This is a genomic window from Paraburkholderia caribensis (assembly GCF_002902945.1).
In the GTDB taxonomy this organism is placed as follows: Bacteria; Pseudomonadota; Gammaproteobacteria; order Burkholderiales; family Burkholderiaceae; genus Paraburkholderia; species Paraburkholderia caribensis.
In genome coordinates, this window is sequence record NZ_CP026102.1 from 525543 (window position 1) to 551150 (window position 25608).

The 25608-nt window shown below is 61.8% G+C and carries 25 protein-coding genes and 1 pseudogene; 9 read left to right on the forward strand and 17 right to left on the reverse strand.

Going from position 1 to position 25608, the window contains the following annotated elements:
• Positions 1 to 7: 7 nt before the first annotated feature.
• The 4 genes from ligK to C2L66_RS40700 all read right to left on the reverse strand — a co-directional run bounded on the left by ligK (position 8) and on the right by C2L66_RS40700 (position 3477).
• Positions 8 to 691 (reverse strand): 4-carboxy-4-hydroxy-2-oxoadipate aldolase/oxaloacetate decarboxylase, encoded by a 684-nt coding sequence (gene ligK / locus C2L66_RS18785; protein WP_060603851.1) that lies wholly within the window; start codon positions 689 to 691, stop codon positions 8 to 10.
• Between the two features lie 2 nt (positions 692 to 693).
• Complete coding sequence (locus C2L66_RS18790; RefSeq protein ID WP_060603847.1) at positions 694 to 1719, reverse strand: amidohydrolase family protein; 1026 nt, start codon at positions 1717 to 1719, stop codon at positions 694 to 696.
• A gap of 42 nt (positions 1720 to 1761) precedes the next feature.
• Positions 1762 to 3063, reverse strand: coding sequence for a gallate dioxygenase (locus C2L66_RS18795; RefSeq protein ID WP_060603844.1), 1302 nt, complete (start codon positions 3061 to 3063; stop codon positions 1762 to 1764).
• Positions 3064 to 3186: 123 nt separating this feature from the next.
• Positions 3187 to 3477, reverse strand: coding sequence for a hypothetical protein (locus C2L66_RS40700; protein WP_158512168.1), 291 nt, complete (start codon positions 3475 to 3477; stop codon positions 3187 to 3189).
• Positions 3478 to 3834: 357 nt separating this feature from the next.
• On the opposite strand from C2L66_RS40700, the gene rpsU reads away from it, so the two are divergent.
• From rpsU to C2L66_RS18815, 3 genes are all read left to right on the forward strand, one after another.
• The gene (gene rpsU / locus C2L66_RS18805; RefSeq protein WP_054932747.1) at positions 3835 to 4047 is read left to right on the forward strand and encodes a 30S ribosomal protein S21; all 213 of its coding nucleotides are present in this window, start codon (positions 3835 to 3837) and stop codon (positions 4045 to 4047) included.
• Positions 4048 to 4352: 305 nt separating this feature from the next.
• The gene (locus C2L66_RS18810; RefSeq protein ID WP_036000558.1) at positions 4353 to 4556 is read left to right on the forward strand and encodes a cold-shock protein; all 204 of its coding nucleotides are present in this window, start codon (positions 4353 to 4355) and stop codon (positions 4554 to 4556) included.
• A 189-nt stretch (positions 4557 to 4745) separates the two neighbouring features.
• Positions 4746 to 4970 carry a hypothetical protein gene (locus tag C2L66_RS18815; RefSeq protein WP_036000560.1) on the forward strand — a complete coding sequence of 75 codons (225 nt, stop codon included), beginning with the start codon at positions 4746 to 4748 and terminating at the stop codon, positions 4968 to 4970.
• Positions 4971 to 5078: 108 nt separating this feature from the next.
• Here C2L66_RS18815 and C2L66_RS18820 read toward each other — a convergent pair whose 3' ends face one another.
• Complete coding sequence (locus C2L66_RS18820) at positions 5079 to 7322, reverse strand: SulP family inorganic anion transporter (protein WP_409372623.1); 2244 nt, start codon at positions 7320 to 7322, stop codon at positions 5079 to 5081.
• A gap of 179 nt (positions 7323 to 7501) precedes the next feature.
• Positions 7502 to 9124: an NAD(P)/FAD-dependent oxidoreductase gene (locus C2L66_RS18825; RefSeq protein ID WP_060603838.1), complete on the reverse strand. Its 1623-nt coding sequence runs from the start codon at positions 9122 to 9124 to the stop codon at positions 7502 to 7504.
• Between the two features lie 613 nt (positions 9125 to 9737).
• Here C2L66_RS18825 and C2L66_RS18830 point away from each other — a divergent pair.
• A complete protein-coding gene (locus C2L66_RS18830; protein WP_060603836.1) occupies positions 9738 to 10490 on the forward strand; it encodes a tetratricopeptide repeat protein in 753 nt (250 codons plus the stop codon).
• A 115-nt stretch (positions 10491 to 10605) separates the two neighbouring features.
• Here the strand turns inward: C2L66_RS18830 and C2L66_RS18835 are convergent, their stop codons facing one another.
• Together C2L66_RS18835 and C2L66_RS18840 are read right to left on the reverse strand one after the other, a co-directional pair.
• On the reverse strand, positions 10606 to 11757 hold the full coding sequence (locus C2L66_RS18835; protein WP_060603833.1) for an MFS transporter: 1152 nt from the start codon (positions 11755 to 11757) through the stop codon (positions 10606 to 10608).
• Between the two features lie 34 nt (positions 11758 to 11791).
• Entirely contained in the window at positions 11792 to 12574 is a 783-nt protein-coding gene (locus tag C2L66_RS18840; protein WP_054932730.1) for a DeoR/GlpR family DNA-binding transcription regulator, read from the reverse strand.
• Between the two features lie 18 nt (positions 12575 to 12592).
• Here C2L66_RS18840 and C2L66_RS18845 point away from each other — a divergent pair, with 18 nt between their 5' ends.
• Entirely contained in the window at positions 12593 to 13549 is a 957-nt protein-coding gene (locus tag C2L66_RS18845; RefSeq protein WP_233445006.1) for a PhzF family phenazine biosynthesis protein, read from the forward strand.
• Between the two features lie 60 nt (positions 13550 to 13609).
• On the opposite strand, the gene C2L66_RS18850 is transcribed toward C2L66_RS18845, so the two are convergent.
• From C2L66_RS18850 to C2L66_RS18870, 6 genes are all read right to left on the reverse strand, one after another.
• Positions 13610 to 13909: a hypothetical protein gene (locus C2L66_RS18850; RefSeq protein ID WP_060603828.1), complete on the reverse strand. Its 300-nt coding sequence runs from the start codon at positions 13907 to 13909 to the stop codon at positions 13610 to 13612.
• Positions 13906 to 14280, reverse strand: a complete 375-nt coding sequence (locus tag C2L66_RS18855; protein WP_054932727.1) for a phage holin family protein — start codon at positions 14278 to 14280, stop codon at positions 13906 to 13908. Before C2L66_RS18855 ends, C2L66_RS18850 begins: the two co-directional genes overlap by 4 nt.
• Before the next feature lie 65 nt (positions 14281 to 14345).
• Entirely contained in the window at positions 14346 to 14612 is a 267-nt protein-coding gene (locus C2L66_RS18860) for a CsbD family protein (protein ID WP_054932726.1), read from the reverse strand.
• Positions 14613 to 14910: 298 nt separating this feature from the next.
• The gene (locus C2L66_RS40705; protein ID WP_158512167.1) at positions 14911 to 15075 is read right to left on the reverse strand and encodes a hypothetical protein; all 165 of its coding nucleotides are present in this window, start codon (positions 15073 to 15075) and stop codon (positions 14911 to 14913) included.
• A 223-nt stretch (positions 15076 to 15298) separates the two neighbouring features.
• The gene (locus C2L66_RS18865; protein ID WP_060603825.1) at positions 15299 to 15550 is read right to left on the reverse strand and encodes a hypothetical protein; all 252 of its coding nucleotides are present in this window, start codon (positions 15548 to 15550) and stop codon (positions 15299 to 15301) included.
• Positions 15551 to 15634: 84 nt separating this feature from the next.
• On the reverse strand, positions 15635 to 17056 hold the full coding sequence (locus tag C2L66_RS18870; protein WP_060603822.1) for a DHA2 family efflux MFS transporter permease subunit: 1422 nt from the start codon (positions 17054 to 17056) through the stop codon (positions 15635 to 15637).
• A gap of 178 nt (positions 17057 to 17234) precedes the next feature.
• On the opposite strand from C2L66_RS18870, the pseudogene C2L66_RS18875 reads away from it, so the two are divergent.
• Positions 17235 to 17483 (forward strand): annotated as a pseudogene (locus tag C2L66_RS18875) (cupin domain-containing protein); the annotation flags it as partial.
• Positions 17484 to 17540: 57 nt separating this feature from the next.
• Here C2L66_RS18875 and C2L66_RS18880 read toward each other — a convergent pair.
• From C2L66_RS18880 to C2L66_RS18890, 3 genes are all read right to left on the reverse strand, one after another.
• Entirely contained in the window at positions 17541 to 17816 is a 276-nt protein-coding gene (locus tag C2L66_RS18880) for a hypothetical protein (RefSeq protein WP_054932722.1), read from the reverse strand.
• A 143-nt stretch (positions 17817 to 17959) separates the two neighbouring features.
• Positions 17960 to 19225 (reverse strand): leucine-rich repeat domain-containing protein, encoded by a 1266-nt coding sequence (locus C2L66_RS18885; RefSeq protein WP_060603818.1) that lies wholly within the window; start codon positions 19223 to 19225, stop codon positions 17960 to 17962.
• Positions 19226 to 19306: 81 nt separating this feature from the next.
• The gene (locus C2L66_RS18890; protein ID WP_060603816.1) at positions 19307 to 20362 is read right to left on the reverse strand and encodes an NAD(P)/FAD-dependent oxidoreductase; all 1056 of its coding nucleotides are present in this window, start codon (positions 20360 to 20362) and stop codon (positions 19307 to 19309) included.
• Between the two features lie 542 nt (positions 20363 to 20904).
• Between C2L66_RS18890 and C2L66_RS18895 the strand changes: the two genes are divergently transcribed.
• The 3 genes from C2L66_RS18895 to C2L66_RS18905 all read left to right on the forward strand — a co-directional run bounded on the left by C2L66_RS18895 (position 20905) and on the right by C2L66_RS18905 (position 25011).
• Positions 20905 to 22575: a hypothetical protein gene (locus C2L66_RS18895; RefSeq protein WP_176056866.1), complete on the forward strand. Its 1671-nt coding sequence runs from the start codon at positions 20905 to 20907 to the stop codon at positions 22573 to 22575.
• 286 nt (positions 22576 to 22861) lie between these two features.
• Positions 22862 to 23896, forward strand: a complete 1035-nt coding sequence (locus tag C2L66_RS18900) for a response regulator receiver protein (protein WP_176056867.1) — start codon at positions 22862 to 22864, stop codon at positions 23894 to 23896.
• Between the two features lie 284 nt (positions 23897 to 24180).
• Entirely contained in the window at positions 24181 to 25011 is an 831-nt protein-coding gene (locus C2L66_RS18905) for a helix-turn-helix domain-containing protein (RefSeq protein WP_233445007.1), read from the forward strand.
• The last annotated feature ends 597 nt before the right edge of the window (positions 25012 to 25608 follow it).

The following is a 25608-nucleotide window of genomic DNA, read 5'->3' on the forward strand; positions in this document are numbered from 1 at the left end:
GTCTCGATCAGTCGATATAACGCAGGCCCGCCTGCTTCAGCGGTTCTCGCATGTTGTACATGTCGAGCCCCAGAACGCCGGAAGCGAGCCTGGCGCGCTTTTCCGCTTCCAGTGCTTCGCGCGCACTCGCCTTGTCGAGCACCGCGGCGGCGGCAGAAGCGGGAACCGCGACCACTCCGTCGAAGTCCGCGACGATCACATCGCCGGGCGCAACGAGTGCGCCCGCGCAGATCACGGGGATATTGACCGAGCCCACGGTTGCCTTGATGGTGCCTTTCGAGGAAATCGCCTTGCTCCAGACGGGGAAACCCATTTCCTCGAGCACTCTGACGTCGCGCACGCCTGCATCGATGATGAGACCCGTGGCGCCGCGCGCCTTGAAGCTGGTCGCCAGCAGATCGCCAAAGTAGCCATCCGTGCAGTCCGCCGTGATGGCCGCCACGACGATGTCGCCGGGTTGAATCTGTTCAGCGGCGACGTGCATCATCCAGTTGTCGCCGGGATGCAGCAGAACCGTGACGGCTGTGCCGCTCGCCTGGGCGTGCGGATAGATCGGGCGCATGTACGGCTTGAGCAGACCCGTACGGCCCATGGCCTCGTGAACAGTGGCGGAACCCAAGGCGCCTAGCTTGCTCGCGACTTCCTTGTCCGCGCGTTTGATGTTGCGGTAGACAACGCCCATTTCATACATAGTCAGACTCCCTTTGCCTTGAGGGCTGCGTCCAGACGCGGATAGACGCGCCGCGCGTTGCCTTCGTAGATCTTGTAACGGTCTTCCGCGTCGATGGCGGCTGCCTCGACATAGCGCTTCGTGTCGTCGTAATTGAAGCCAGTTTCAGGGTCGATGCCCCGTACGGCGCCAATCATCTCGCTCGCGAAGAGAATGTTCTCGACGGGGATCACGCGCGTCAGCAGGTCGATGCCCGGCTGGTGATAGACGCAGGTGTCGAAGAACACGTTGTTCAGCAGATGGTCTTTCAGCAGGGGCTTCTTCAGTTCCTGCGCAAGCCCGCGGAAACGCCCCCAGTGATAAGGCGCCGCGCCGCCGCCGTGTGGGATGACAAAGCGCAGCGTCGGGAAATCATGGAACAGATCCGACGTGAGGCATTGCATGAACGCGCTCGTATCCGCGTTCAGATAGTGCGCGCCGGTAGTGTGAAAGCACGCGTTGCAACTCGTGCTGACGTGAATCATCGCCGGGATGTCGTATTCGACCATCTTCTCGTAGATGGGATACCAGTACCGGTCCGACAGCGGCGGGCTGGTCCAGTGACCACCCGACGGGTCCGGGTTCAGGTTGACGGCGACATTGCCATACTGCTCGACGCACTTCGCCAGCTCAGGGATGCATGTTCTGACATCGACGCCCGGACTTTGCGGCAGCATCGCCGCCGGGATGAAGTGGTCGGGGAACAGCTTGCTCACGCGAAAGCACAGTTCATTGCAGATGGCCGCCCACGTGCTGGAGACCTCGAAGTCGCCAATGTGATGCGCCATGAAGCTCGCGCGCGGACTGAAAATGGTCAGATCGAGGCCTCGCTCACGCATCAGCCGAAGCTGGTTGCTTTCGATGGACTCGCGCAATTCATCGTCGCTAATGTGCAGTTCGGACGCGTGCGGCATCTCGGCGGGATGCTTGATGCCCGCGATCTGGCGGTTGCGCCAGGTTTCGAGCGCTTTCGGCGCAGTGGTGTAGTGACCGTGAATGTCGATGATCATCGTTGCGTCTCTGTCAGTGCAATGGCCAGGCGTGCGTGCGGTCTACTGCTTGGGCGCCCCGGACTTGTCCCACGAAAGGCTTTGGCTACCCTTGCCGGCTACCGAATAAAGCGCACCGGGCGCGTTGCGGGTCTTCTGAAATGCTTCGAGTGTTTCGCCACGCATCGCGGCGTAGATGTGCAGGTTCGACACGCCGGTGACGGCGCCGAGCTTTTCCAGCATGAAGAAGATGACGCCGTAGTGGAGCATTCCGCGCCAGTCGCGCCGGCGGATCAGATCGCGCTCCTGTTCGGTCAGGCCTGCCGCCTCGAAGCTGGCTTCTTCGTCGCGCTTGAACGCTTCGCGATGCTCGGGCTCGACCATGCGATGCAGGTAGTCGTTGATGCGGTACGCGCGCACGGCCATCTCGATCGAGAACGGATACGTGCCGTCCAGCTTCTCGACGTTGGTGAGTTCGACCGCCATCTTCTGACGATGCCGCTCGACGATGGCGGGATTGGGCTCGCTGTCTTCGCCTTCATAAATCGCCGTCGCAATGCCCGCCATGGATGGCAGGTAGTAGCTGCGGTGCTTGCAGACCACGTTCGACGACAGCGCGCCGCGCATGGTGAGCCACATGACGACTTCCGCGCCTTCGTAGCCGCCGAGTTCCGCATATTCGGCAATGGTCATGTTCGCGAGTTGCTCGGGGTCGCGCTCGAACAGGTCGAGGAAGCGCTGGTCCCATTCGGTGTTATTGAAGCCGGCGCGTTCGCCATGCACCTGATGGGAGAGGCCGCCCGTCGCGAGAATCGCGACCTTCAGGTCTTCCGGATAGCTTTCGATTGCGCGGCGCAGCGCCTGACCGAGCTTGTAGAAGCGCCGCGCGCTCGGCACGGGCAGTTGCAGAACGCCCATCTGCAGAGGAACGAGTTTGACGGGCCAGTCGGGCTTGTGCGTGCACAGCATCGACAGGGGCGAGAAGCAGCCGTGATCGAGCGCCTTGTTCTGAAAGAAGGACATGTCGAACTCGTCCGTCATCAGCGACTTGCCGATGTGCGCAGCGAATTGCGGATGGCCCTTGATGGCGGGCAGATCGCGTGCGCCGCCGCCTTCGTCCGCGACCTGCCACTGCTCGCCGACGCCTAGCGCGAACGCCGAATAGTGATCGAAGAAGAACGAGGTGACGTGATCGTTATAGATCGTGACCAGCACGTCGGGGCGCTTCTCCGCGAGCCAGTCGGCCAGCGGCGCGAAATTCTCGAAGATAGGCGCCCAGACCGGGTCGTCGCGCTTGTTCTTGTCGAACGCGAAGCCGATCGTCGGAGTATGTGATGCGGCAAGCCCGCCGATGATTTTTGCCATAGCCGTAAGTCCCGTGACACGCGTCGCTTCGGAAGACGGTCTGTCGACGAAGCAAATCCCGCATTGAATAAACGCATGAGATAACAGCGGTCGCGGACGCGTCAACCGTGGTTCCACGGCTAGTTATGGGGACTTCAGGCGGGGCAACAGGCGCGAAGCACGCTCGGCAAAGCGCTCGGCCGACCATCGAAAATTTATGGCCGATAAATATTTTAGATACCAAACCCGCGTAAAAGCAACGAGTACGGATTCATTCATCCGGAGATAATTAAATTCGGCATCCGAAATAATGCGTTGCGATCCGCGAGACTCCATGAAATACGGCAGGGTTGTGGCATTCGCAGCCTGGCTTTTCAGTGCGCCCGCATTTGCGCAAAGCCGCGTGACGCTTTGTGGCGTGCGGGAGACGGGCATCGATTATGTTTCCCGTTCCAGTGCCGCAGGCGATCATGTCATCCGTATGCGGGGCATCACGGGCGAACTGCCTTGACGCTGGGGGATGCGCGGCGCCGAAGCTCTTGGCGACGGACTCAAGGCCGCATTCAGTTTCAAAAGCCGTTGTATGGGTTCACGTTCGGCGCATCGGAATTCACGGCGGCCGGTCCACGCGACAGGGCTTCCGTAGTCTCGCTCCCGGCGAAGACCGTGCAAATTACCAGACGGTCGCGAGATTTCGCGTGTACAGTAAAGTGTCCTCTGCTATCTGCATCGGATGACGCGCGAGCTATGCGCGGCCATTTCATCAATCGAATCAAGACTTCAAGGAACGATCTGACTACCGTCATCCCCAAACCCAATGAGCCCGTCGAAGTTGCGCTTCGACGTTTCCGCCGTGCCATTCAGAACAATGGCCTGATCGCGGAGTTGCGTGCGCGCACGGCGTATGAAAAGCCCACCACGGAGCGCAAACGCAAGAAAGCGGCCGCCGTGGCCCGCTTGCGCAAGCAGATTCGTCGCGCAATGCCGCCAAGGAAACTGTATTGACCCCGCGTCGTCAGTCTCCGTGTGGCTTCCCTGAGGCGCTTGTCCGGCGGGTGGCGGCTCAGCGGAGCGGCTCGTTTCGATGAGGTCGACTGGCGCCGGGCGAAAATAACCCGGGCCAGTTCATTGATATCTTGCAATTGCGGCGCACAGGTGTTACTGTGCCTTCCAGTTCAAGAAGTTCGATTGCTGTTCATCAATAGTTCCGTTGTCCCTCGGCGGTATTCGTTGTCCTCTCCCTCCTTGATCCTTTGGCTCCACGCTCTGGGGCGATAATCTCTTCATTTTTTCTCTTTCAAGGATTCGTAATGGATACCGGTACTGTCAAATGGTTCAACGACGCAAAGGGCTTCGGCTTCATCTCCCCGGATAACGGCGGCGACGACCTGTTCGCGCACTTCTCCGAAATCCGCGGCGAAGGTTTCAAGAGCCTCGCTGAAGGCCAGAAGGTCAGCTTCGAAACGAAGCGCGGCCCGAAGGGCGTGCAAGCTGCAAACATCACGCCGGTTTAAGGCGTAGCAGTGCGGGGCCGAATGCGGCCCCGATTCGTTTTTCCCCGAAGTTCACGCTCCACGTCTCTCGCACTGGCGTTTGCCAGTCGCATCTCAAACGGCGCGAAGCCGCCTCTGTCATGCTGGTTGCCGTCTCAGCGGCACATGCTTTCGATGCGTGACTAATACAATTCAAAACATCAAAGACACATGCAAAATTCAACAACCCAGCAATACGGGGGTTATACCGTACGTCCGTCTGCACATTGCCTGCCCGATGGTCTCTTTTCCGCGAATCTGCTGCTCGAGCGCAATGGCGCGCGACGCTCGCCGAATCAATACGAATTCTTTTCGCTCGACTATTTCGTCGACGAGGCCGACGCGGTCGATTACGCACGAAGCTGGGCCTGTCACTGGATCGACACGCGCGGTTGATGTGAGTCGGCAGCAAGCGCAGCGACGTTTTATCGAGCATTCCTGGGCATCGCCAACGGCGATCATGAAGGTTGACCGTGACCCACATGCCCTGAACGGCTGACGCAATCAATACGCCGCCCGCAACGCTTCATTGGCGACAGCGAGCCGCGACGCAATCGTCTTGATCAGAAAGCGGTGAAACTGCTGTGCGGTGACGGGGTCCTCGCGTTCGAGCGCGAGCAGCGTGGGCACCGACAGACGGTGAACACGCGTCGATGCTTCGGCGATCACATCGGCGCTTCGCGTGGTCTGTGTGTACACGGCCATTTCGCCGACGACCGTGCCGGGGCCGAACGAGCGCAGCCGCACGAGCCGGCCGTCGGGCAGCGGCAGCGAAACGGCAACGCGTCCGCGCTCGACGATATACAGCGCATCGCCCGGCTCGCCGCGTGAAAACAGGTGCTGACCTGCGTCGAGATCGCGCACTTCCAGACACTCACACAGCCTTTCCAGCGCGGGCGCCGTGAAATGCGGAGCGAGTGTTGCACGGAAATCCGGTTCTCCCGATGGTTGCATGGTGGAGCCCGATCCGAGCAGCATGTCTTCAATCCATTGAAGACCGGCATCGAGCGTGGTGAATTCGTGTATCCGCAGGTTCAGCGTACCCGTTCTCACGAGCAGACTGCGTGAGCGCGCGGGCAACGCGGTGAGCACGAGGTCCGCGCCCGATGACGCGCACAGTTGCCGCAGCTTCACGAAGGCGATCGATACCGACGCATCCATGCCGTTGGTGGCCGCGAAGTCGAGCACGATATAGCGCACAGGTACGGCATCGTTTGCTTCGAGCCGTTCGCGCACGCGTTGCAGAATCGAGTTCGTGGTGCCGAAGAACAGAAAGCCCTGCAGGCACATTCCGCATAGCTGCGTGCCGTGTTCGCGCAAACGCGCGGCGTCCTCGATGCTGCGCTCGACGGTCGAGGTGCGGGTGGTTGCATCGAATGCCATGCGCACGCAGCTCACGCGTCCGTACAGCAGCGTGAACATCACACACGCGGCAATCACGCCCGCGATCACGCCTGCCACGACCCCATAGAACGCCACGACGGCGAGCATGCCGGGCACGAGCGCGTACTCGTACCAGTTGAGCCTTGCATAGGCACCGACCAGCCATTGCATCAACAGCCGCAGCCCCATGAAAAGCTGTAGCCCGACCAGCACGGGTACGGGAAAGAGCGCCACCAGATCGGGCGATGCCATCAGTGCAACCAGGCACGCGAGCGCCGCGAATACGCCCGCCATGCGGCTCGTCGCGCCGGCACGCGCATTGAGCATCGAGCGGTTGTACGACTGATAGCCGACCATCCCGCCCAGCAGCCCGCTCGCGATGTTGGCGAGGCCCGCCGCGCGCATTTCGCGGTTCAGGTCGACGTCCTCGCCTGTTGCTGCGCCAATGGCCGTCGAGTTCATCAGGATCGTGATTGCCGACGCAGATGTCACGACGAGCGTCTCCGGCAGATGCGCCGCGATCGCGGCCCAGTCGATCGCGCCATTCGCGAGCGGCGCGGGCATGTGCATATCCGGGAAAAAGTGCAGCTTCACATGCGGCAGCAGCAGGCCCATGTTGCGGGCATCGTCGAACGAGAGTCCGGCGAAGTGCAGTGACAGATAGAACAGCGCGATCCCGCACGCGAGCACGAACGGCAGCGCGGCGATGTGCTGCCGCCCGCGCGTGAGAACGGTGGTGAGCACGCCGATGAACAGCGCGGGCATCCACGCGAGCCAGTGCAGATGCGTGAGCAGGGGCAGCGTGTGCCACTGCGGCGACTCGCCCGTCAGCACGCGGAATGCGCCCGCCAGCAGCAGGTAACCGGTGCCCGCCAGAAATCCGCCGACCACGGGATACGGCAGAAACTGCAATGAACGGCTGCGCCTGGACGAACCGATCGCGTACAGCACGATCCCCGTCACCACCGAACATAGGGCGATGGCGATCAGTACAGTCAGAAGAATGGTCTGCGTCGAGCCGCCGTCGGCACGCACGCTGCTCGCGACGCCTGCCGCCACGCCCGCGAGAAATGCCGTCGCGTTGCTGTCCGGCCCGGCGATATTCAGGCGCATCGAACTGGTCAGCGCGATCACCAGCGCCGTGACGATGCAACTGATCAGCGCGGTGGGCACGCCCAGTTCGGCGTAACGGGCGAGGTCCGCGCTGAAGATCAGCGTGCCCAGGCTCATTGCGTAGCAGAGCATGACGAGCGTCGAGACGGCGCCCGCCGTCAGGTCGCCGAGCAGGCCGACGGTCGTCATGCGCGATGCGGCAGCGCTGTCGGACGCAGACTCGGACGCGGAACCTGTGGCAGCTGGCTTCACGGCGCTCCCCCGGAACGCGGCGCCGGGCACGAGCGGGCGACCGCGCGACCCAGTATCCGCCGCCCGTCTCGCGCCTGTCAAACCGCCGGCACGCGGGCAGCGGCCCGAGTTTTCACGAGGATTCGGCCACCGGGTTCACCATGCTGACGAACCTCGGTGGGCCGATCCTGTCCGACCCATCAGGGCGTGTGCGCCGACGTCAGATTGAGTGCCAACGCTTGCGCGACTTCGATACCGTCGATGGCCGCCGAATAGATCCCGCCCGCATACCCCGCGCCTTCGCCAGCCGGATACAGACCTTCGACGTTCATGCTCTGGAAATTGTCTTTGCGTCGAATCCGCAGCGGTGACGACGTGCGCGTCTCCACGCCCGTCAGCACGGCATCGTGCATCGCGAAGCCTGCGATCTTCTTTTCCATCTGCGGAAGTGCTTCGCGGATGGCTTCGATCACGTAGTCCGGCAGCGAAGTGCTGAGATCGGTCGGGCGCACGCCCGGCTTGTACGACGGCACCACGGAGCCCAGCGACGTCGACGGCCGGCCGGCGATGAAATCGCCGACCAGTTGACCCGGCGCGTGGTAGTCGCCGCCGCCGAGTTCGAATGCGCGCTCTTCCCATTTGCGCTGGAACGCGATGCCGGCCAGCGGACCGCCGGGATAGTCTTCCGGCGTGATGCCGACGACGATACCCGCATTCGCGTTGCGCTCGGCCCGGGAATACTGGCTCATGCCGTTGGTGACCACACGGCCCGGCTCGGAGGTCGCCGCGACCACCGTGCCGCCAGGGCACATGCAAAAGCTGTAGACCGCCCGTCCGTTACTGCAGTGATGGACCACCTTGTAGTCGGCCGCGCCGAGTTGCTTGTGGCCCGCAAACTTGCCGAAGCGGCTGCGATCGATCACCCCCTGCGGATGCTCGATGCGAAACCCCAGTGAAAAGGGCTTGGCTTCCATATAAACGCCGCGATCGTGCAGCATCTGGAAGGTGTCGCGCGCGCTGTGGCCCACGGCCAGCACCACGTGATCGCAGCGCAGCGTTTCGCCGTCCGACAGCTTCAGCGCGCGCACCTTGCCCTGATCGATTTCGATGTCCTCGACGCGGGTTTCGAAGCGCACTTCGCCGCCCAGTTCCTCGATGTTGGCGCGCATCTTTTCCACCATGCTGACGAGGCGGAAGGTGCCGATGTGCGGCCGGCTCAGATAAAGGATGTCGTCCGGTGCGCCCGCCTTGACGAACTCCTCCAGCACCTTGCGGCCGTAGTGGTTCGGGTCCTTGATCTGGCTGTACAGCTTGCCGTCGGAAAACGTTCCAGCCCCGCCTTCGCCGAACTGCACATTGGATTCCGGGTTCAGTACGGACTTGCGCCACAGGCCGAAGGTGTCCTTGGTGCGCTCGCGCACGGCTTTGCCGCGTTCGAGGATGATCGGGCGGAACCCCATCTGCGCGAGGATCAGCCCGGCGAACAGGCCGCACGGCCCCATGCCGATCACGACCGGGCGCAAGGAATCCGTGTGCTCGGGCGCCTTCGCGACGAAGTGGTACGCCATGTCCGGGGTCGGTCCGCAATGCGGCTTGCCCGCCATCCGCTTGAGCGCGGCCGCTTCGTCCTTGACTTCGACATCGACGATATAGGTCAGCTTGATGTCGGAGCGCTTGCGTGCGTCGTGCGCACGGCGGAACACGGTGTAACGGATGAGCCCGTCTGCCGGCACGCCGAGATCCGCGAGGCGCGCGCGAATCGCGGCTTCGAGATCGCTCTCGGGATGGTCGAGCGGGAGTTTGACTTCGCTTAGACGTAGCATGAGTACTGAAATATGATCGCCACGGAATCGTGGCGGTGTTGAAACAGGTGGAGACCGGCATGCTGGCGACCGTGTTGTTCGTTACGTGGGCATCCCGGTGCAGACCTTCCATGGGCGGAAAATGCTGTATGCGGGGCTGCAAACGGATCACGCCGGACAACTCAAGCAACTGCACGATGAGAAACTGAAGCGGGCACGGGTGGGGAAGGTTGCTCCGCTCCGAAGTCATCATCAGGCACGCGACCGGGTCGTGCGAGCATCTCGGGCACGTGAAAGGGGCAAGCCTGGACGCCGAAACCGCCTACCTCATGGACGCTGCCGCGCTAACCCTGCCCGGGCGCCAGGCAAATTCCGTGGAAATTCGACCGGCGATCTGCCGTTTCAGCTGTTTATCGCCACCGCGGCCACCGCCTCTCCAGCCCTCCATTATAGCGGTGCAAGCGAGCGGCCTGTGCGACGCCATGCCATGTGGGCGTGGCCGCGCGCGTCGAGGTGTGGCGCGGGAAGGAGGCCGCCGGGCAATCCGGCATGGCAGCGCGCTTCTGTCACAATAACGCTCGGCCATTTTGCTGGCGTACCGTCGGCAACGCCTCACAACCGAGCTTCCCGTCAAATGCGCATCTTCGGAATCAGCCTTTACGTCATCATCGCCTTGTTCTTTGCGGTGCATGCCGTGCGCACCCAGCAGAACATGTACTGGCTGCTGATCCTGTTTCTGTTCCCTGGCTTGGGCAGCGTGGTCTACTTCTTTGTCGTTTACTTGCCCTCCCTGCGCCAGTCGCGTGGGGCAAGGGCGGCAACGAGGGCCATTTCGCAGTTCGTCGATCCCAACCGGGCAGTGCGCGAGGCGCGCACGGATTTCGATCGCGCGCCGACCGTTGCGCATCGCATGCGGCTGGCTGCAGCGCTGCTCGACGCAGGCAATGCCGCCGAAGCGCTGGAGCATTACCAGACAGCGGCCAGCGGGCCGTTCTCATCCGATCCGGCTCTACTCCTGGGGCTGGCGCGCGCGCAGTTTGCCAACGGCAATGTTGCCGCCGCGCAGGATGCGCTGGAAAAACTCTTCGCCGCCGATCCTCTCGCGCGCCGGCAGCCGGAGCCGGCATTGCTGTACGCGCGGACTCTGGCCGCGATCGGCGCGCCGGGGGCCCGCGCCGCGTTCGAGATTGCGCTCGCGAGCGCAAGCGACGCCGCTCCGCGTTGCCTGTACGCCGATTGGCTGGCGGCGCAGCCCGACGAGGCAGACCGCCAGCGTGCGCGCGAACTTTACGCCGAGATCGTGCACGATGCGAGGCATTGGCCGCGCCACGCCCGCGAACATAACAGCGAGTGGCTGCAACGGGCCCAGACCGCCCTGAGCCGGTAATCCACGGGCGAGCTTCACAAGCGACTGGCTGTGCGCGTTTGGGCGTCAGTCCGCCCGAACGCGCGGCGCACGACAACTTGGGCAGACCGTCTCAGGACCTCACCGTAACCGAAGTTCACGACACTTCCACTTGCGACCGTTTCGCCGTAACGAGACGGGCACAACACGGCACGAGACAGAGCAGTGCCGCCAGCATCCAGAACGCCCCCGGCAGTCCCACTCCATTGGCGACAAACCCCACACCCGCCGGGCCGACGAGATTGCCCGCATAGCCCGTCGTCGTGATCGCGACGACGGCGAGCGCCGATGGCATCGTGCGTTGCGAGCCCGCCTGACGAAACAGCACCGGCACCACGTTCGATGCGCCAAGACCGATCAACAGGAAGCCCGCCATCGCAATCGCCGTGCTCGGGGCCGTCAGCAGGACCACAAAACCGCCCATCGCAACCCATCCACCCCAGAACACCATTGCGCGGTCCCCGACGCGGGCGGTCACCGCGTCGCCGCCAAGGCGCCCGGCCGTCATCGCAACCGAGAAGATCATGTAGCCGACTCCGCCTTGCGCGGCAGCCACCAGTCCAGCGCCCGTGATCAGCAGCGCGCTCCAGTCGAGCAGTGCACCTTCGACAAGAAACGTGATTGCCGTGAGGCCGGCCAGCACCAGCACGATGCCGCGCGGCGCGGCGAACAGCGGACCTTCTTTCGCGTGAGCCGTCTGGATCAGGCGCGACCGTGCGACGGCGATCGCGCCGAGCATCGGTACGGCGCATAGCAGGGTGCTTTCGAGCGGGGCGATGTGCATCGAAAGAAGAAAGGTCATCAGCATCGATCCCGCAAAGCCGCCGATGCTGAACAGCGCATGAAACCCCGACATCAGAGGCCGGCCCTCCATGCGTTCGACGTCGACGGCGTGGATATTCATCGCGACGTCGAGCGAACCGAGCGACGCGCCGAACGCGAGCAGGACGATACCCAGTGTGAGCGGCGTGCTGACAATGGTCAGAAACGGGAGGATCACGGCCAGGCCGAATCCGGCCGCGACGATGATCGGCTTGCTGCCGTATCGCGCGCTGAGCGCGCCGGTGATCACCATCGCGATAACCGATCCGAGGCCGAGGCAAAGCAGCAACAGGCCGAGCACGCCGTCATCGACGCCGAGCCGCTGCTTGGCGAAGGGCACGAGCGGCGCCCAGCACGCGACACCGAAGCCGGCCACGAGGAAAGCAAGGCGCGTTGCGAGTCGGGCTGCGGGTTGGTCGAACGTCATTGTCACGGGTGTCCTGAGTGAGTTGGCCGCGCGCTCACAGGCTGGCGGGCGGCTCGGCCTTCACCACCGATGGGCCGGATTTCGACAAGGCCGAACGCTCCGCGCGCGCCAGGTCGTGTTCGACGATCACGCATTCGATCGCCTTGAGCGCGGCGACGCGATGCGGCGCGCGCGCATTGAACTTGTCGGTGAGCGCGAGCACCACGCTGTGCTCGCTGGCCGCGAGAACCGCGCGTTTGAACGTCGCGTCGGCGAGTCCGAATGCGCTGATCCCGCTCTTCGGCGATATCGCACATGAGCCGATGAAGCATCGGTCGATATTCAATTCGGCGACGGCCTCCACCGCGTTCGCATCGACGCATCCGCCCACGGCCGGATCGACCGATCCGCCGATCATGATGAGATGCAGATCGGACCGGCGCAGCACGGCGGCCGCGATGTCGATGGAATTGGTCGCCACGGTGAGTTCGCTTTCCTCCGGCAACACGTCGACGAGGGCGAGGTTGGTGCTGCCGCTGTCGAGGAACAGAAGCTCGCCTGATTGAATCAGCGGCACGGCTGAACGAGCCAGTGCCGACTTGCGCTCCCGCGCCAGGTCCATGCGGGCCGTCATCGGTGCGGACGCGGGCGTGATCGGCAAGGCGCCGCCGTAGACCCGGCGGCAACGGCCTTCCGTTGCGAGCGCGCGCAGGTCGCGACGGATCGCGTCTTCGGAAATATTGAATTCGGCAGCGAGCGCGGCCGCGACGACGGCCTGGCCTTGGGCGAGCCGGTTTGCGATCTCGTCGCGCCGTGCGAGGGGGATGTCGTCATTCATGTTTGAATGATATCGTGCATGAACAAGAATGTAAACGTGCACAAACGTGCACGTGTCCGCTCAAGGCTCCGCGCTGAAAAAGGCCCGCAGCGAACGGTTCGTCGCGACCCAACCCGCTGTGTGCGAAAAGTGGAATGCGCGATAATTTCCGCTCCGTGCAATTCGACAGCGACACGACCGACGATGAATATCCAACGCATGCTTTGCTTCGGCCGCAATGACGAGAGTGGCAACGCGGCGATCGTCGTCGAGCACGCTGCTTTGGCTGGACCAGAACGGCTGAAGTTTGCGCAGCGGCAAGACGCAAGCGCTACGGTGTTCGTGGAAGCCGATGCCGCCGGCGACATGCAGCTCGACTACTACTACCCGCATGCCCGCAGCCCCCTTTGCCTGCATGCGACGCTTGCGGCGAGCGCGGTTTTCTTCGAGCGGCATCCCGACATCGGGCGGACCCGGTTCATCACGAGCATGCATCGGCAGACGCTTGAGATCGAGCGCGTTGGCGAGGGAATCTTCGTCGGCGTGAAGGCGCAGCCTTGCCCGGCGGTGGCCGTTCATGTCGCGGAGACGGCGCGGCTGCTGCGCGTCGAACCGGCACACGTGATTGGTACACCTCGACTCGCATCGGTGGGAAGCGCAAAGCTGCTGGTGGAGGTGGCGGAGCCATCCGTGCTGGCCGCCTTGCGCCCGGATCTGCCAGGCATTGCTGAATGGAGCCGCAAACACGGCGTGTCGGGCATGTACGTGTACTGCCGCCTTCACGATGCTATCTACGCGGGGCGGAACTTCAATCATCTCGAGCCGCGTTTCGAAGATGCTGCGACGGGCGTGGCGGCGGGTGCGCTGGCCCTGTCGCTGGAGCGAAGCATTACGCTGCTGCAGGGCGACGCACTCGGCCAGCCGTGTACGCTCATGGCGCGATACGCGGACGGGTCCGTGCAGATTGGCGGGCGGGCGGCCAAAAGCGCAATCTGACACGTCCTGCCATCGCGCTGGGACGGACAGTTGCGCCTTCCCGAGGGTGAAGCGCGACGCTCAGTTCCCCGCGATCCGCCGCACCGTCTTCGCAATCCATGCAAGGAGCCCATTGCGCACGACGACGCCCACGATCCTGCGCGGCCCGATCACCAGCGATCCGACGAGCACTGCCGCGAGCAGCGTGACGTTCGGCGCGACGGACACCAGCTCTCGCGCGCGCATCGGCAATGAAGGTCTGCTGGCGGCGGGACGCAGGCGTGCAGCTTCCTGCGCGGCAACCAGGTGCGCGCGCGATAGGGCCATTCGTTCCCGCACATCGGATTCAGCGGCGGCAAGCGCCGCCAATCGAGAAGTCATTTCAACGCCTCCTTGACTGCCTGCAGGTCGTGGTGAATTTCATCCTGGACCACGCGGAAAGAGCGCACAGGCCTTTGTGCACGAACGACGATGAAGGAAATCACGCACAACAGCAGCCACGCCGCCGCGATTGCCCACGCCACCTGAACGAAGTATGGCGTGGACAATGCCGTCGCGATGATGGCGATGCAGAAGAACGACAGCGCAAACAATCCCGCGACCGCCAGCGCCACCAGCGCAATCACTTCGCGAGCGAGCTGGGCTCGCGCCTGCGCCAGTTCGATGGAAATGAGTTCGCCGTAGTCTGCCATCCGGTCCATGCAGAACCGGCTTACGGTGCTCCACTGGTCCACTTTGGATCGGATCGACATTTCACGGCTTCCTCAAAGAAGGGGACTGTGCGGCTTCTCGTCTTATGCTCGCCTGCCTGCGGGACCTAGTCGCTCGTGTCGCGCCCCGACGACCACAGCGCGCCAATCACGAAGCCGATTGCAGTCGCGCCGGCCAGCACGGCAAGCGGGCGCGTTGACATGGCGTCGCGCGCGAGAGCGGTGGCGTCGGCGCAGAGTTGTTGCGCCTTGCCCTGCAATTCATTCGCTTTACCCTCGATCTGCATCCCGACGTCGCCTGCGAGCGAGCCGATCGTTTCCTTCACGTTGCCCGCTGCTTCGCGAAGGGTACCTTCCGTCTTGGTCGTTTCCATTTGTCACTCCAGTTGAGCACGATCTGATAAACCGCCATGTCGACGGCGGGACAGTGCAGCGTCGGCGCACTGCCTGCGATGAGTTCTGAGCAAACACCGAACCCGACGCGTACGTCGGGCTATAGAACGCTCTCGAATGACGGGAGTTTGACGCGCGGTGACGGGCGCGTGCCGTAAGCAGCGACGCCAGGCGGGTCTGGCGGCACGGCGGCGAACGCGGCAGACGATGCGCCGCTGGAAGTCCGTCCGGACGTCTGACGGAAGATGACCTGCAATACGGGATAGGGCGCTAGAACTTCTAGTCCTGGCTGCCTTTTTTGTTGGGTTTGTATAGCCAGACCAGTAGCGCGCAAATGGCGAGCAACACTATCTTCGCGAAGAATGTCGGTGCCAATGCCGCCAGCACCAGAAAGCACAAGAGCCAGACGATCTCGGCCGTCAGCGAGGCCAACCTTTTCTTCACGCCATCTCCTTGGTCTGCCAGCCGGCAACGCGTAGAACGTCGCTGGACGGGGGGAGAGGAATCCCAGATTATTCGCCGGGGCCCGGCTGCGCGCAGTGCGCGACCTCTGCGAAGTATACTGGCACCATTAATGCATGGCGCGGAATTGAATTTTCTGCCTCGGACAAAGATCGACGCGGGGCACATCAGGCGCCGCTGAGGTTCGACACCTGTCAGCAAACGCTCAGCCCGTTGCTCCGGCGCTGAAGCCCTCGTCCTGTTCGCCTTCCGCGTCCGGGTCGCCGCCTAACGCCCGGATGCAGTCGTCGAGAAACTCCATCGTGACGACTTCGTATTCGAGTGTGCCGGGCGTGCAGTCTTCCGGGTTCAATTTTCCACGGGCCTTGCGAATGGTGCGGACACCCCCTTCGACAGCCTGCGCAACACGCCACATCGGGTCGTCCGGGACGTGCTCGTCGAGTTCATTTGCTTTCATGCACCGGATATCGGCCCTTGCAATTCAACCTTGAGCATAAAAATCCGCTTTATGCTCGATGTGTGCTGAAACTGAGGGATATCTCTAACGCGACGCGGCGCTCAGCCTGTGCCCCGCATCGCGGGCAAGCCTGACATAGCCGTACACCGATGCGATCGTCAACGCGCCCGCGCACAGGAACGCGAAGCGGAAGTCGTCGAGCGTGAACGCCTGTCCTTGACCGCCGCCCGAGCCGTTGACGGCCGCTGCCGCGCGCAGCGCCAGCGCGCCGAAGGCGATCCCGAGACCGATGCTCATCTGCGCCGCCGCGTTCCACAGCGTATTGGCCGCGCTCGTCTGTTCGGCGGGCACGTCCGCGTAGGCGAGCGTGGCCAGCGTGGAAAACTGCAGCGAACGCGCGAGCCCGTAGATGAACACGACCACCAGCACCCACGCGAGCGGCGACGCGGGCGTCAGCACGCCGCACGCGATGGTGAACACGCCGCATACCGCGCTGCCCGCTATCGCAACGCGCCTGAAGCCGTAGCGCCGCAGGATTCGCGTCGTGAGCGCTTTCATGCCGAGATTGCCGGTTGCGCTGACAAGCAGCAGCAATCCCGATTTGAACGCCGACAATCCAAAGCCGATCTGGAACAGCAAGGGCATCAGGTACGGCACCGCGCCGATGCCGATGCGCGTCAGCGTGCCTGTGACGACCGTGACGGAGAAGGTCGGGATCTTCAGCGTGGTGACGTCGATCAACGGATGTGGCTGGCGGCGCGCCTGATAGAACGCGACAGTGCCGGTTGCGAGCCCGACGGCGATGATGCCGAGTCCGACGAGAGGATTCGTGTCCGGCTGGCTGGCCATATCGGCGCCGTACAGAATGGCTGTCAACGCTGCGCCGCTCAGCACGAGTCCAAGTGCGTCGAAGGGGCGGCGTTCGTCGCTGCGCAGATTCGGCACCCACTTGAGCACGGCGACGAGCACGACGAGACAGACGGGCAGGTTGAGCAGGAAGATCCAGCGCCACGACGCATAGGTGGTGATGAAACCGCCTACGGGCGGCCCGATCACGGGCGCGACGATGCCCGGCCAGGTGATCGTTGAAATTGCCTGCATTAACTGCTTGCGGTCGATGCTGCGCACCACGGTCAGCCGCCCCACGGGCACCATCAGCGCGCCGCCGACGCCCTGCAGCACGCGTGCAGCGGTAAATTCGACCACGTTCTGCGAAATGCCGCACAGCAGCGAAGCGAGCGTGAACGTGACGATGGCCGAGAAGAACACGCTGCGAGAGCCGAAGCGGTCGGCGACCCAGCCGCTTGCCGGAATGAAGATCGCGAGCGCGATCATATAGGCGCTCATGCCGAGGCTGAGCGCGTTGGGACTCGTGCCGAACGAGCGCGCCATCTCCGGCAGCGCCGTGGCGATGATCGTCGTATCGAGATATTCCATGAAGAAGGTCGCGGCTACGACATAAGGCAGCGGCCCGAGTGAATCTGAGCGTGATGGCGAGTCTTTCATGAGTCGGGTGGGAAGTGCGTACGCAGCGGTAGGCGATCGTACGATGACTGCGCCTGTTCTGCAAAAGAAGGCTTACGCCCTGCAGGGCTGAGAGCGAACAATGCCACAACGAATCGGGAATCGTGTATGAATGCGCTGTTCGCCTGGATTGACGGAGTCTTGCATGCCCAAGATCGACATTGCCGAGGGCGAGTTGACGCTGATCGAAGACGGCGGCGAGACGCTATTGCGCGCGGGGGATTGCGCGGCCTTTCGGAAGAACGCCGGAAATGGCCATCATATGATCAACCGATCGAACGTGACCGCCCATCACCTCGAAATCGGTTCGCGTTCGGCCGCGGATGTCATCACCTGTTCCGACATCGACACGATGAGCCCCAGCAGCGACGGCCGTTTTCTGCACAAGGACGGCACGCCGTATGTCTGACGCTCGTCATGCGAATGACGGCGGCGCGCGCAGCGCCGCGACCGCGTGGGCCAGCTGCTATTGCGCGGCTGTGAGCTTCAGGCTTGGCCGTGAACTGTCGAGAGCGACTTCCTGCGGGATTTTGCGGCGGTCCGACACCAGCTCGATGCCCGCTTTTGCAACCTGTTCGCAGAACGCGATGCGGGATCGGTAATAATCGGCTTGCAATTGCGCGTCCAGAACCCGTTGCTCGGCCTGGAAGAGGCCCATTCGAAGCTCGCTCAAGGCCCGCTCGGCCTGCTTTTCTGGAGTCGGGGCGTGGTGGGAAATCAGGTTTGCAAGCCAGTTAAGCATGAGCGTACCCTCCGGTACTCAAACACCTGGTCGAATTTCTCTGCCAGCGCATTTAAACGTCACCCGCGCTGTCGGATAAAGACTATCAAAAACCAGGCTGCTGCTGTGTGACCTTGCGCACCTGTTGCGAAAATGTCGAATGCTCACCACACGATGCGCGTTTTCGGCAGCGCCGCCTTGAGTTCATCGACGTTTCGCGCCTTGGTGCCGTAGAGAACGAGTTCCCGCAATCCCGTCAGCCCCTTCAGCACGTCGATATCTTCGACAGGGGTGTTCGCCAGATACAGTTCCTGCAAATTCGTCAAACTTTTTAGTGCATCGATATTGCGAACTCTCGTGCGGAAAAGGTTGAGCATCTGCAGGTTCTTCAGGTCTTTCAGCGCGTCGATGTTCTCGATGCGAGTGTCGGCGAGATTCAGCCTTTGCAGCGCGGTCAGTTCCTTCAACGCTTCGATGCTGGTGATTTGCGTACGCGCGAGCACGAGCGTATCCAGTTGGCGCAGGCCGCGCATCGCATCGATATCGTCGACTTTGGAGCCGTCCAGCACGAGCGTTTTCAGCGACGGCATGCCTTTTATCACGTCGATGTCGCGCAGCGGCGTGTTCGCGAGGTAAAGCGCCTGCATGTCGCGCAACTTCTTCAACGCAGCGATGCTGTCGATCTGCGTCTCGTTGAGGTCGAGTGATTTGAGGGCGGTCAGCTGGCCGAGCGCGTCGATGTCGCGTACATTTCGCGCGCCGCCGAGTTTCAGTGTTTCCAGATGAGGCAGGTCTTCGAGCGGATCGAGATCCCGAACCTGGGTGTCACGCAGGTCGAGTTGCCGAAGGTCGGTCAGATTCTTTAGCGCATCGAGATTCGAGACGCGCGTATCCCAGAGCGTGAGCGATTGCAGACCGGTCAGTCCTTTAAGCGCCGCAATGTTCTCTACATCCGTGCGATGCAGGACGAGCCGCTTGAGCGAATGCATGTCCTTGAGTGCATCGAGGTTCCACACGGGCGTGCCCGTCAGGTCGAGCGAATCCAGCGTGTCCAGTTCTTTCAGTGGATCGAGGTTCTCGATTTGCGTATTGGCGAGGTTCAGTTCGATCTTGCGGTCCGAGTCCTTCAGGTGCGGAATCGCGGCCGCGACTTCGGATGCCGTCAGCGTCGGCTTTGCCCGCAAGGCGAGGCAGGCGGAGTCGGGTGGCGCGGCTGAACCGTCGCTGTTGCTGCAGGTGGCCTTGATGAATCCCAGTTCGCCCAGCGCCCGCTCGTCCGGGCTTCTGCGCGACGTGCCAAACGCGACGAACAGGATGATGAGCAGCAGGACGACCGCGGCGCCGATGGCCCACGGCGTGGCGCGGCGCCACGTGGGTGAAGGCAGGTCTTCGGTGTTTGGGCTGGTGCTTGACGGCGGCGTGTCGGACACGGAGCGCTCCGTTGGTTCTGGCTGCCTCCTTTATACACGAAGCGCGACGCGCATCCCGTCGCGGCCAAGGCGATCGGTCTGCTACGCGTGAGACGCGGCGACGCGCTCTGCCAGCTTCGCGTCATAGCTCGAATGGATGTGCACGCGTTTCTTGTCGGGAAACGCGTAGTTGTACGCCTTTCGAAGGGCGAGCGAAGCTTCGTGAAATCCCGAAAGAATCAGCTTCTGTTTGTTCGGATAGCCCGCGATATCGCCCGCCGCGAAGATACCGGGACACGTGCTTTCGTAGTTCGATGTATCGACCGTGATGCGTCCGCCTTGTACTTCGATGCCCCACTTCGCTATAGGACCGAGATCGGCCACGAGACCGAACAACACCAGCAAATGATCGGCTTCGAGATGCGCAGAACCCTCGGCCTGCCGGATTTCGACTGATTGGAGTTGCCCATTGGGTGCGCTCAGGCTCGCGATCGTGCCGACCGCAAAATCCATCTCGCGCGCTTCGACAGCGCGGCGCATATTGGCGACGCTGGAGTCCGTCGCGCTGAAACCATTGCGACGATGCACGAGCGTGACGTGCTGTGCCACCGTGCGCAGCGCCAATGCCCAGTCGAGTGCGGAGTCGCCGCCGCCCGCCACGATCACTTTCTTGCCCGCGAAGTCGTCGAGTTTGGGAACGCTGTAGTGAACGTGACGGCCTTCGAGCGGCACGGCCTCTTCGAGCAGCAAACGCTGCGGGACGAACGACCCGTTGCCGCCCGCGATCAGGATGGCGGCTGCTTCGAATGTCAGTCCTTTATCGGTGCGGGCAAGCCAGCGTCCGTTATCGAGCCGCTCGACCGTCTCCACACGATGTCCGAGATGCAGCGGCGGAGCGAAGGGCCGGCATTGCTCGACGAGCCGGTCGACCAGTTCGCGCGCAGTGCAGACGGGCACGGCCGGAATGTCATAGATCGGCTTGTCCGGATACAGCTCGATGCATTGCCCGCCCACGCGCTCGATGTTGTCGACGATCTGCGTCGACAGGCCGATCACGCCTGCCTCGAACGCGGCGAACAGCCCCACGGGTCCCGCGCCGATGATCAGCACGTCGGTGCTGACGGGTGAAGCGGGCGGCGTGTCTGGCGCAGTGCTCATGAGGTCCTCGCGGGTCGATGGATGACGCGTGTGCCAATGCACGATCTCACGATACAGACGCGGGCATGGGTCGGCAACGAAGGCACCATGGCGGGCAGGGGTAAGCCGCGGGTATCAATTGGCCATCGAATAAAAGGAATAAAGGGGAATTAACAAGGAATTTATTCTTTTTCTGCTGCGTATTGGTTTCTCGCGCATTCGTATCGTTATCGGGGATTTAACGCATGCGAGCCGGCCGATTCGGTAAAAATGGCATCGACCGCTGAAGGCAAATCTTTTCCCGAGACTGATAAGTGGCGAAATAAACCTGTTATTTCATTCATTCCCTGCGCCAACAGGCCTTTGCTGCCGACAACCATTCACTAGCTGCGCGATACGGACTAAAGGCGGGAATATTTACCGCCATCCAATAGCGCTCAATGTGAAGTGATAAGGATCGCGAATCGAATGCGAAAGGCTGGACGCCTTTTGCCAACCCGCTCGCCGCCATTCCCTATCGAAGTGTTTTCCTCGGGCGTGGCCCGGCAGTGGATTGAATGGTCATGGTAAAGCGTCGTCAATTTCTTGGTTGGGCCACCGCTATGGGCGGAAGCTATGTGCTGACCGCCTGTGGCGGCGGGGGAGGCGGCGCAGGTGGCAACCAGAGCGCTACATCCGGCGCAGGCACAACGACCAGCAGCGCGGCATCCGGTTCGACTGCGGCAACCGTCGTGAATGGCGCACCGTCAGCGGCTTCGAATGGCGCGGCATCAGGCTCGTCGAACCAGATGGATACGGGCTCATCGAACAGTGGCACGCCGGCTTCGGCGAACGGCACGGCTATTCCGCCCGCTGCTTCCATCACTGACAATCAGGGCGCGCTCTGGACACTCGTGAACGGCTCGGTCTACCGCAGCGGCGTCATGGCGGGTAATACCTATAACGTGACGCTGCTGCTGTGGTACGGCAACGTGATGTATCACCAGGGCACGGGCGGACAGTTTTATGGATGGAACGGCACGACCTGGCTCGCCTGCAACGATCCGCGCCTTGGCGGCACGTCTGCCGACGGCACGACCATCCCGTCGGCGTCGTACATCATCGACAAAGCGGGCGCCTTGTGGACGGTTGCCAATGGCAGGGTCCTGCGCAACAACGCTTATGTTGGCTCGGCCTTCAACGTGTCGCTGCTGCTGTGGTATGGCGGGAAGATCTGGTATCGGTCGACGGGCGGGCAGTTCTACGTGTGCACCGACCTCGATCAATGGTTGCCGTGCAGCGACCCGCGTCTCGCCGCCGCCGCGCCGCGCGGTTCTTTCCACGGCATCAACGGCCACTACGACTATCGCTATACGGCCGCTCAGGTCGTGCAGATCATGATGAACATGGGCTGCTCGACGTATCGCGTCGGCTGCACGGATGATCCCGCGCAACTCAACGCCGTCACCGGGCTCGCACAGGCTTTTCAGGCAGCGGGATTGACGCTGTTCGTGCTCGTCAATATCGGCGTGCGCGATCTGAACGGCGTGCTGTTTGCAAGTGAAACCGCCGCCTACGATCGCGGGCGCTCATGTGGCGCGACGGTCGCGGCGGCGCTCGCTCCGTATGGTGTCGTCATGTATGAGTGCGGAAACGAACTGACACGCGATAACGCAATCATTCTCGACTCGACCAACGCCGGCACCAAGGCGGCCGACTTCAGCAACGCGAACTGGCCCATCATGCGTGGCGCGATGCGCGGAATGATCGACGGCGTGAAGTCGGCTCAGCCGGCTGCGAAATGCGGCATCAACTTCTGTGTGGCCGATATCGGCGCTGCCGACGCGTTATGGGACGGCAAGCAACCCGACGGTACGAGCGGCTATCCAACCGTGCGGTGGGACCTGACGACGTGGCATAACTACGAGGTGTACGGCGGCATCTTCGACATCGGCACGGACGGCGCAGGCCCCGGGTTCGATCTCCCCATTTACTGCAACGCGCGCTATGGCGTGCCGTTTCTGCTCACCGAGTGGAACACCGGCCCGGAGAAGAGCCAGGCGTATCGCGCGAATTACATCAGCTCCCGCTACGCGAGCTACTATCAGGCGAGAAAGACGAAGAACATTCAGTCGGCCATGTACTACGTGCTCGACAGCGGTGACGCAACATATGGCGTGATGATCGACGGCGTCACGTTGAATCTTCCCTATAACGCGCTGGTGAGCTTTGTCGCGAGTCACCCGGACAATTGAGAAAGACTTGCGGGCAATTGCAATGCTCTCTCATTCAATGAAAAACTTGCCGACCTGAAAAAATTTGCCTCCGCGAATTTGCACACACTACAAGACAAATTTTCAAAGCGCTGTCTACGTAAGTCTCAACACCTTCGATTCCGTGCCACTTATTCAGGTGGCATGGATGCTGCTATTTCAATGCGCCACGCATTGAATATCCGTCGAATAGGGTGGTCATCAGCACTTCCCATTCAATCAGCCGAGGGCAACATGCCTCACTACAACAGCTAGCCCGGAGGAGACGATGTTCGACGCAGCGCTCCTGCGCAACGGCCTCGTGCCAACCATCAGACAGATAGACCATCCCGCGTCGGGCTATGTCCACTCGGGCGCCAGTGTCGTGCCGTGCGCGCTCGTGTACCTGGAAACCGATAGCGCAGGAAGTCCGAATTGCAAAAGTGCTGATCCGTTCTGTTATCTCGAGCAGGCCATCACGCTCAATCGCAGTCTCGAAGCTGTCGGTTTGCCGAGGTTGACCGTGGCGACGAACGTTGCTGATGAGGTCACGCGCTACCTCGAGAAAGTCGACGGCGATTCACGTCCCAACGTGTTGCAACTGACGCCGTCGGGATTGACGCTGCCGAGGAATACGCGCTTCTACAGCGCGCATTTCAAGCTCGACATGATCGAGCAGTTGGGTGCGATGCTACGCGAAGGCGAATTGCTGATGGTGCTCGACACCGACATGCTCGCACTTCGAACGGTGAACAAGGAACTCTTGCAGCGCTGTCAAGCGACAGGTGTGGGCGCATTTGACATTTCCGACCAGGAGTTCTCGGCGTATGGCGACGCTCGCGTCATCGACGATCTTGAAACAGTGGCGGGCGTGCGCCTTCACAATCCGCGATGGTTCGGCGGCGAAGTGCTGCTCGCGTCCGGTGAATTCATCAAGGAACTGGTGCCTTGCGCGCATGCATGCTTTGAGCGATACCGGCGCGTCATCAACGAGTTGAATCACAACGGCGACGAGGCATTCATTTCCGCCGCGCTCAATCTGCTTTCCGGCGCCGGCCATCAGATCATCGATCTCGGTGCGAATCGCGTGGTCGGACGTCACTGGTCAGGCAATACGCACCGTGACCTTCGCTGGTTCAAAGGATGTTCGTTGCTGCATCTGCCCGGATGCAAGCGTCTACTGGAGCGTCAGGCGCGTCGTCCCGTGTTCAGCGCAGCACATGTGTGGCGGAGTCTGGTGGTGAGGCACGAACTCAATCGAACGGTTTGGCCGCTCAGGCGCTGGGTGCGCTCGTGGGTGCGACCTTCGAGCGGGCGTCGGTAGACAGCAGTCTATTTTCGATTCGCGTTTAAGCGAACGCCTTGAACAATCGTCTTAGAAGTCATTGCATGCGCAGGCATGCCAATCAAAAGCACGCGGGAGAGACCATGTTTGTCGGGAACAACTTGCAATGGGTAACACACCAGCAGATCGGCGCAATTTCAGCCACGCAACGCATCGCTTTCGTACTCACGGAATCGTGCGACCTGCTCGGGATAGGCGCTATCGCCGAGGCGCTTGAATGTGCGTGTTCGCTAGCGACAGGCGAGTCTTCGAAAAGGTACGAGATGCGATTTCTGTCCGAAGGCGGTGGACATGTCAAATGCGATCGCTCGCTGTTCGTTTCGACAGACGATTTACCGAAGTCGGGCGACGAGCGATTTGCCCATGTGTTCGTCGCTGGTGGGATGCATTCGAGAGCGGCCTGCGACACACCGGCACTGAGCGGCTGGCTGCAACGGATGAGGGCCAATGGCGCGCGCGTCAAACTCTTCGCGGCGGGCTTCGAAGCATCGAATGGGACCTACGACAAAGGCGCGGTCAACGGATACGAACAGGCGCGTCGCCGCAGGGCGCAATTAGGCAGTGCTGTTAAAGCGGCCTTCGAAGTTATCCGTGCGGATTTCGGCGAATCGGTCGCGCACGAAGCACTGCGCCGTACATCGTTCGTCGATTCGAGCGAATGGCTGTCGTCATCCATGGACCCAGCCAATACGTCGGGAGACCGAATCCGCGCTGCGGCGCGGTGGCTGCAGGATAACTGTCATCGCGCCGTCACCGTGAACGACGCAGCGGAAGCCTGCGCGATGAGCCAACGCACGCTGTTGCGCAACTTTCAAACGCACATCGGCGCATCGCCTTCCGAGTATTTGCAGCGAGTCAGGATCGAGCGTGCGTGCCAGTTGCTCGCGGAGACTTCGCTGCCCGCCGACAAAGTGGCGCGACGCGTCGGACTGACCAACGGCGATCGACTTGGCAAGCTGTTTCGCCGTTGCGTGGGCAAGTCTCCCATCGAGTACCGTGCGTGGACGCGTGGCAACGCAGATGCGAAAGGATCGAATGGCGAGACGACGTGTAGTGTTCTTCAACAGCCGACGCTCGCGACATGTGACGAATAACGCGCGTGCCGTTAGTGCTAGCCGACTCAAAATGGCAGCGCGTGCCTCGGGGTGTCGCGCTGCCGCATTTTCTACAGATCGGACGGATGGTCAAACGGGGTGTCAATAAGCCCGCCAATCCCATTTTGTCGAATGCATCCAGGGTCGATACCGAAATAAAATTCTCAGCGTGACGAAAATTGCGCCATTCACCGCACATTTTTCTGTCGGTAATTGTGTCTCCTCGGTAAAAGCGACGTCCCCATTCTTCCGCTTATCGATTTCCAATGCGGCAATACCCGCAATGCGCAGAACAATAAGGATCACAAAAATACCTCATAGGGTCATATTGGCCCGCCCTCCTGCGCGAAATCCACTCAAAGAGAATCGAAAGGGCGAATTTCCTTTCCAGAAAGATATAGTCGGAAGAATTCTGCTAATTGTCCGATGAAGTTATTTTTCGGTGTGATTTACCGCATGTATTGGGTATTATTTACGCCGATCGAAAGGATATGTGCGAACAAATTGCCGGGCGTCATTCACACCCGAAAAAGGTGGGACGGTTGCGCAGTGCACAAGGACAGTTGGCATTAGTGGCAGTACATTAGGGGAAACATC